This window comes from Egibacteraceae bacterium, assembly GCA_040905805.1.
Classification (GTDB): Bacteria; Actinomycetota; Nitriliruptoria; order Euzebyales; family Egibacteraceae; genus DATLGH01.
The window spans coordinates 42002-47401 of the sequence record JBBDQS010000034.1; the positions used below are offsets into that span (position 1 = coordinate 42002).

Sequence of the window (5400 nt, forward strand, 5' to 3'; positions counted from 1 at the left end):
TGGACTTCTTGGCCGTCTTCTTGGCGCTCGTCTTCTTGGCCGTGGACTTCTTGGCGCTCGTCTTCTTGGCCGTGGACTTCTTGGACGTCTTCTTGGCGCTCGCCTTCTTGGCCGGCAGCGGCGCCGGCGGCGGGGGTTCCACCGTCTCGGCAGCCTCGACCGCAGCCGCGTCCTCGGACGTGACGGGTGTCGGCTGCGGCTCGACGGCGGCAGCAGGCACCTCGGGTGCGGGCGCCGCCTTCTTCCCGGTCGCCTTCTTCCCGGTCGCCTTCTTGGCCGCCGACTTCTTCGCGGCCTTCTTCAGCGACAGCCGCTTGCTCAGCGGCGCCACCGGGGTACTCGACGCGGGGGACTCCTCGGCCTCGGCACTGGCCTTCGGCAGCTCCGCCGTGCGGTCCTCGCCCGACACTGCCGCAGGCTCCTCGTCGGCGTCGTCAGCGGTGGCCGGGGAATCAGCAGCAGCAGGGCCGGCCGGCGCGTAGGGGGACGGTGCCGGGCCCTTCGTCGGGGCCATGTCCGTGGTCTCCGCGGTGGGGCGCGGCTGCTCGGCGGGAGGGCTCGGCGACCTGCCCGGGGTGGGCGGCGGAGGCTCCGCCGGAGCACCAGACCAGCTGGCGGGCTGTCCGTCGGAGGCACCTGCCGTCTTCCCGCTCCTGCCCCGGATGATCCCGACCACCAGGAAGACGCCGGCGAGCAGGCACGCCACGATGGACACGTACACCAACGTGAGGTCGTCGTCGGCGACGAACACTCCCACAACCAGGGTCACCGCCCCGATGATCACCAGCAACATGCTCACGACGATCACCGACGCACCACCATCCTGATCCCTTCATTCATGTCCACACGATGCCCTCGACCTGCGTCTCGGCACCATGAACTACGCGGCTCGATCTGAGTACGCCCGCATGCTAGCAGCCTTGGGTGTCAGCGCTCCCGGCCGCTCTCCCGGCGGTGCTCCGGGGGTCCGTTCCCGGTGTGCTCCTGGTGCGCAGGAACAGCGGTGGGCGGCGCTTGCTCGCCCAGGGCGCGCAGCCCTTCGGGCAGTTCGGGCAGCTCGCCGGCCCTGTCGAGCAGGGCGAGCTGCTCGGCGATGACCGAGGCGACCTGCTCCCGGTACTCGCTGCGGAAGCGCGCCAGCTCCTCGACCGCGCGACGGACGTGGTCGAGGACCTCAAGGGCCTGCTGCTCCTCCTCACCGGCCCGCCGATGCGCGTCGGCGATGATCTGCTCGGCCGTGGCCCGCGCCTCGTCGATCGTGGCGTCGGCGGTGCGCTGGGCCGCGACCAGCGTCCGTTGCAGGGTCTGCCCGGACTCCCCCACCTGCTCGGCGCCACGCTCGAGCTCGCTGATACGGTCGCGGAGCCGGTCGCGCTCGCGTGTCAGCTCACCGATGCTCTCGGACACCCGATCCAGGAACTGGTCCACCTCGTCCTGGTCGTAGCCACGGAAGCGCTCCTTGAACACCTGGTTCTCGACGTCCTGTGTGGTGAGGCTCATGGCGTCGACCGCCTTCGCGTCGTCGGCCGGCCGGTGCGTCGCGCCACCGGGGCCGCTAGAACAGCCCGTCGCCCGGCGAGCAGAGCAACGAGCGCAAGATCACGATGCCGAAGAAGAGGATCAAGGGCGAGAGGTCCAAGGCGCCGGCGCCGATGCGGACCGGCGGGATGAGGCCTCGCAGGGGGTTCAGCAGGGGGTCGGTGACCGCCCGCACCGCACGGGCGACAGGTTCGATCGGTTCCGGCAGGCGCGGGACCCAGGACAGGATGATCCGGATGAGCAGGATGACGTAGTAGAGGTCGAGGGAGATACAGACAACCCTCATGATCAGATTCGTGTCTGTTTCCATGTCCTCCTCAAGCCTGGTTGAAGAACCCGCGCTCCGTCAGGCGGCGGCGTTCCTCGGTCGACACGTCTGTGCCGAGCGGTGTGAGCAGGAAGACCCGGTCGCCGACCCGCTCGATGCGTCCGTCGAGACCGTAGATCAGCCCGGACGCGAAGTCGAGCAGGCGCTTGGCGGTGGGCTCGCTCGCGCCGGCCAGGTTCATGATCACCGGGATCCCATTGCGGAACCGGTCGCCGACCTCCTCGACGTCGTTGAAGGTCGTCGGATCGGTGAGGTGGACCTTGCTGCTCGGCACCGGCTGGACCGGCGAGCGCCCCGGGGGTTCGGGCGCGAGCTCGGGCCGGCTCGGGGCGATGCGCCGCACGTTCGAGGGCTCGGGCCGCGCCACGGGCTCGCTGAGCCGTGCAGGCGCCGGTTCCTCGGGCAGGTCGGCGTACTCCTCGTCGTACTCCTCGATCAATCCGAGGTAGGACCCGATCCGTTTCCACACTGTCGCCATGTCTGCTCTCTTTCGCTTCCTAGGTCACGCCGTCTTTCCGCGTGGATCGAACACCGGGACGAACACGAGGACCGAAGACGGCCTCGCCGATGCGCACGATCGTGGCGCCTTCCTCGACGGCGACCTCGAAGTCGCCGCTCATACCCATCGACAGATGCTCGATCTCGGGGAACCGCTCCGCCAGCTCGTTCCGCAGGTGCCGCAAGCGGACGAACGTGGGACGCGGGTCCACGCCCATCGGAGGGATCGTCATCAGCCCCTCGCAGCGGATCGCGGGCAGGGACCGCAGGGCGGCGACCAGGTCGCCGGCCTCGCCGGGCGTGCACCCGGCCTTCGCCGGGTCCTCCCCCGCGTTGACCTGGACGAGGACCCGTTGCCCGTGACCGGTGCGCTCGGGTGTGTCCATCCGGCGGGCGATGGTCTCGGCCAAGGACAGGCGGTCGACGGAGTGCACGAGGCCGGCCACGGGCACGACGTCGCGGACCTTGTTGCGCTGCAGCCGCCCCACGAAGTGCCAGCGCACGTCGGGGCCGATGGCGCGCGCCTTGTCGAGGAGCTCGTCAGCCCTGCTCTCGCCGAGGTCGACCTGGCCGTCGGCGACCGCAGCCTGCACCACCACCGCCGGGAAGCCCTTGCTGACCGCGACCACCGTCACTGCCTGGGGCGACCGGCCGACGCGCTGCGCGGCATCGGCGACCCGCCGACGGACCGCAGCCAGCCGCCGAGGCACCTGTGCCGCGGCCTCGGGGTCGGGCGTGCCGGACGGGCCGGACACGGTCGGCGAGTGCATCTCCATCAGTCTAGGCACCCCCGGTACCGGAACCGGTCAGGCGCCCCCGTGCCTGCGGCGCGCCGAGGCGACACACGATCCCGGCCTGGCGTCCACGATCTGCCGGCGCGTCCCCCCGGTGGCTGAACCAGCGGTCACCACGGCAACGGGTGCAGCCGGCGGTCGCCCGCACGGTCCCGACGCCGGCACGGGCCAGCTGATCGACGACCGCAGCGTGAAGGTCGAGCGAGGGGCTCCCCCACCGGGTCTGCGCACGGGCCACCGGGACCACCTCGGCGACCGCATCTGCCAGCTCAGCGGGCACCTCGTAGCAGCATGGGCCGATCGCTGGACCGAGCACGGCGACCAGGTGCGCGGGGTCCTCGCCGATGGTCTCGACGCAAGCAGGCACCACCCCCTCCGCGATACCGCGACGACCGGCGTGCACCGCCGCCACCGCACGGCCGGGATCGACCACGAGCACGGGCACGCAGTCGGCCACGAGCACGACCAGTGCCACGCCGACGTCCCGGGTGACCAGCGCGTCGACCCCGCGGACCGCTTCCCCGGGACGATGCAGCCCCCGGCCCCGGTCGCGGGTGCCGACCTCGGCGACCCCCGCCCCGTGCACCTGCTCCATGTACACGGCGTGGGCTGGGGGCACGCCGACCCGTGCGGCCAGCCCGCCGCGTGCCCTTGCGACGTCGCCCCCGCCGACCTGCAGGGACACGTTGCCCGCTGACCGGTCGGAGAACGCCAACCGCACAGCCGGATCCTCGGGCAGGCGCCGCGTGCCCGGGACGACCTCGGCGACCGCTTGCCTCACCGCTTCAGGAAGGAGGGGATGTCGAGGTCGTCCTCGTCATCGCCCATCACCACCGGGGGGCGGTCGGAGGGCCGGCGGAACACGTCGTCGTCCTCGTCCTCGTCCTCGACGAAGGGCTCGCGCGCGGGAGCCGGCTCCGGGGCCGGGGGCGGGGGCGGGGACGAGGACGGGGGTGGGGCCGGCCGCGGCGCCGCGCGATCCACCGGCCGCAGTCGTCCGGTCTCGGCGGGCGGGGACACGGCCGCAGAGGCGGTGTCGGAGAACCCGGCGGCGATCACCGTGACCTTCACCTCGTCGCCGAGCGCGTCGTCGATCACCGCTCCGAAGATGATGTTGGCGTCCTGGTCGGCGGCCTGGGCGATGATCTCGGCCGCCTCGTTGACCTCGTACAGCCCGAGATCGCTGCCACCGGCGATGGTGAGCAGCACCCCGCGGGCTCCCTCGATGGAGGCCTCGAGCAGCGGTGAGCTGATGGCCATGCGCGCGGCCTCGACGGCCCGGTTGTCGCCGCGCGCCTTGCCGATGCCCATGAGGGCGCTGCCGGCGTCGCGCATCACGGTCGACACGTCGGCGAAGTCGGTGTTGATCAGCCCGGGTGTGGTGATCAGGTCCGTGATGCCCTGCACGCCCTGCAACAGCACGTCGTCGGCGAGGCGGAAGGCCTGCAGGACCGACGTCTCGTTGTCGGAGATCTCCAGCAAGCGGTCGTTGGGGATCACGATCAGCGTGTCGACGGACTCACGCAAGCCGTCGATGCCCTTCTCCGCCTGCACGCTGCGCCGACGACCCTCGAAGCTGAAGGGCCGCGTCACGACACCGATGGTGAGCGCACCGAGGCCCTTGGCGATCTCCGCCAGGACGGGGGCGCCCCCGGTCCCGGTGCCGCCACCCTCGCCGGCGGTGACGAACACCATGTCCGCGCCCTTCAACACCTCCTCGATCTCGTCGCGATGCTCCTCGGCGGCCTTACGGCCGATCTCGGGGTCGCTCCCGGCACCGAGGCCGCGGGTCAGCTCCCGTCCGACGTCGAGCTTCACGTCGGCGTCCGACATCAGCAGTGCCTGGGCGTCGGTGTTGACCGCGATGAACTCGACCCCTTTGAGGCCGGCTTCGATCATGCGGTTCACCGCGTTCACGCCACCGCCGCCGATGCCGACGACTTTGATCACCGCGAGATAGTTCTGAGGTGCCGCCACGGGCTTCCCTTTCCCTCAAGTTCACCCTTATCTGACCGTTCTCGCTGGTCAGCGGGGCCATACGGACGGCCCCGCGGCTTCGCGGAGCCCAACCCTCACCCTCGACCTGAGGGTGAGTCTTATGTAAACCTCATGTGTTGGTCGAAACATACGTGTTGTGTGCCCAGGCGTCAACCCTGGGACGTGTCTCACCGGGAAAATCCCCTTAGCAGGCTGTCGCATAATGAAGCTTCGCTGTCTGGTGTGGGGTGCGAGGTATTCGGG

At 70.7% G+C, this 5400-nt stretch carries 7 protein-coding genes; all 7 read right to left on the minus strand.

Annotation, left to right across the window (positions count from 1 at the left end; all coding sequences use genetic code 11):
• Positions 1-799: hypothetical protein (locus tag WD250_04690; protein MEX2619497.1), on the minus strand; the 799-nt coding region annotated here is incomplete at its 3' end.
• A 128-nt stretch (positions 800-927) separates the two neighbouring features.
• Entirely contained in the window at positions 928-1500 is a 573-nt protein-coding gene (locus tag WD250_04695; GenBank protein ID MEX2619498.1) for a DivIVA domain-containing protein, read from the minus strand.
• 55 nt (positions 1501-1555) lie between these two features.
• Positions 1556-1825: a YggT family protein gene (locus WD250_04700; protein MEX2619499.1), complete on the minus strand. Its 270-nt coding sequence runs from the start codon at positions 1823-1825 to the stop codon at positions 1556-1558.
• A gap of 31 nt (positions 1826-1856) precedes the next feature.
• On the minus strand, positions 1857-2345 hold the full coding sequence (locus WD250_04705) for a cell division protein SepF (protein ID MEX2619500.1): 489 nt from the start codon (positions 2343-2345) through the stop codon (positions 1857-1859).
• A gap of 19 nt (positions 2346-2364) precedes the next feature.
• Complete coding sequence (locus WD250_04710; protein MEX2619501.1) at positions 2365-3135, minus strand: YggS family pyridoxal phosphate-dependent enzyme; 771 nt, start codon at positions 3133-3135, stop codon at positions 2365-2367.
• A 10-nt stretch (positions 3136-3145) separates the two neighbouring features.
• On the minus strand, positions 3146-3940 hold the full coding sequence (locus tag WD250_04715) for a polyphenol oxidase family protein (protein MEX2619502.1): 795 nt from the start codon (positions 3938-3940) through the stop codon (positions 3146-3148).
• Complete coding sequence (gene ftsZ / locus WD250_04720; protein ID MEX2619503.1) at positions 3937-5136, minus strand: cell division protein FtsZ; 1200 nt, start codon at positions 5134-5136, stop codon at positions 3937-3939. The genes WD250_04715 and ftsZ overlap by 4 nt, the downstream gene beginning before the upstream one ends.
• Between the last annotated feature and the right edge of the window lie 264 nt (positions 5137-5400).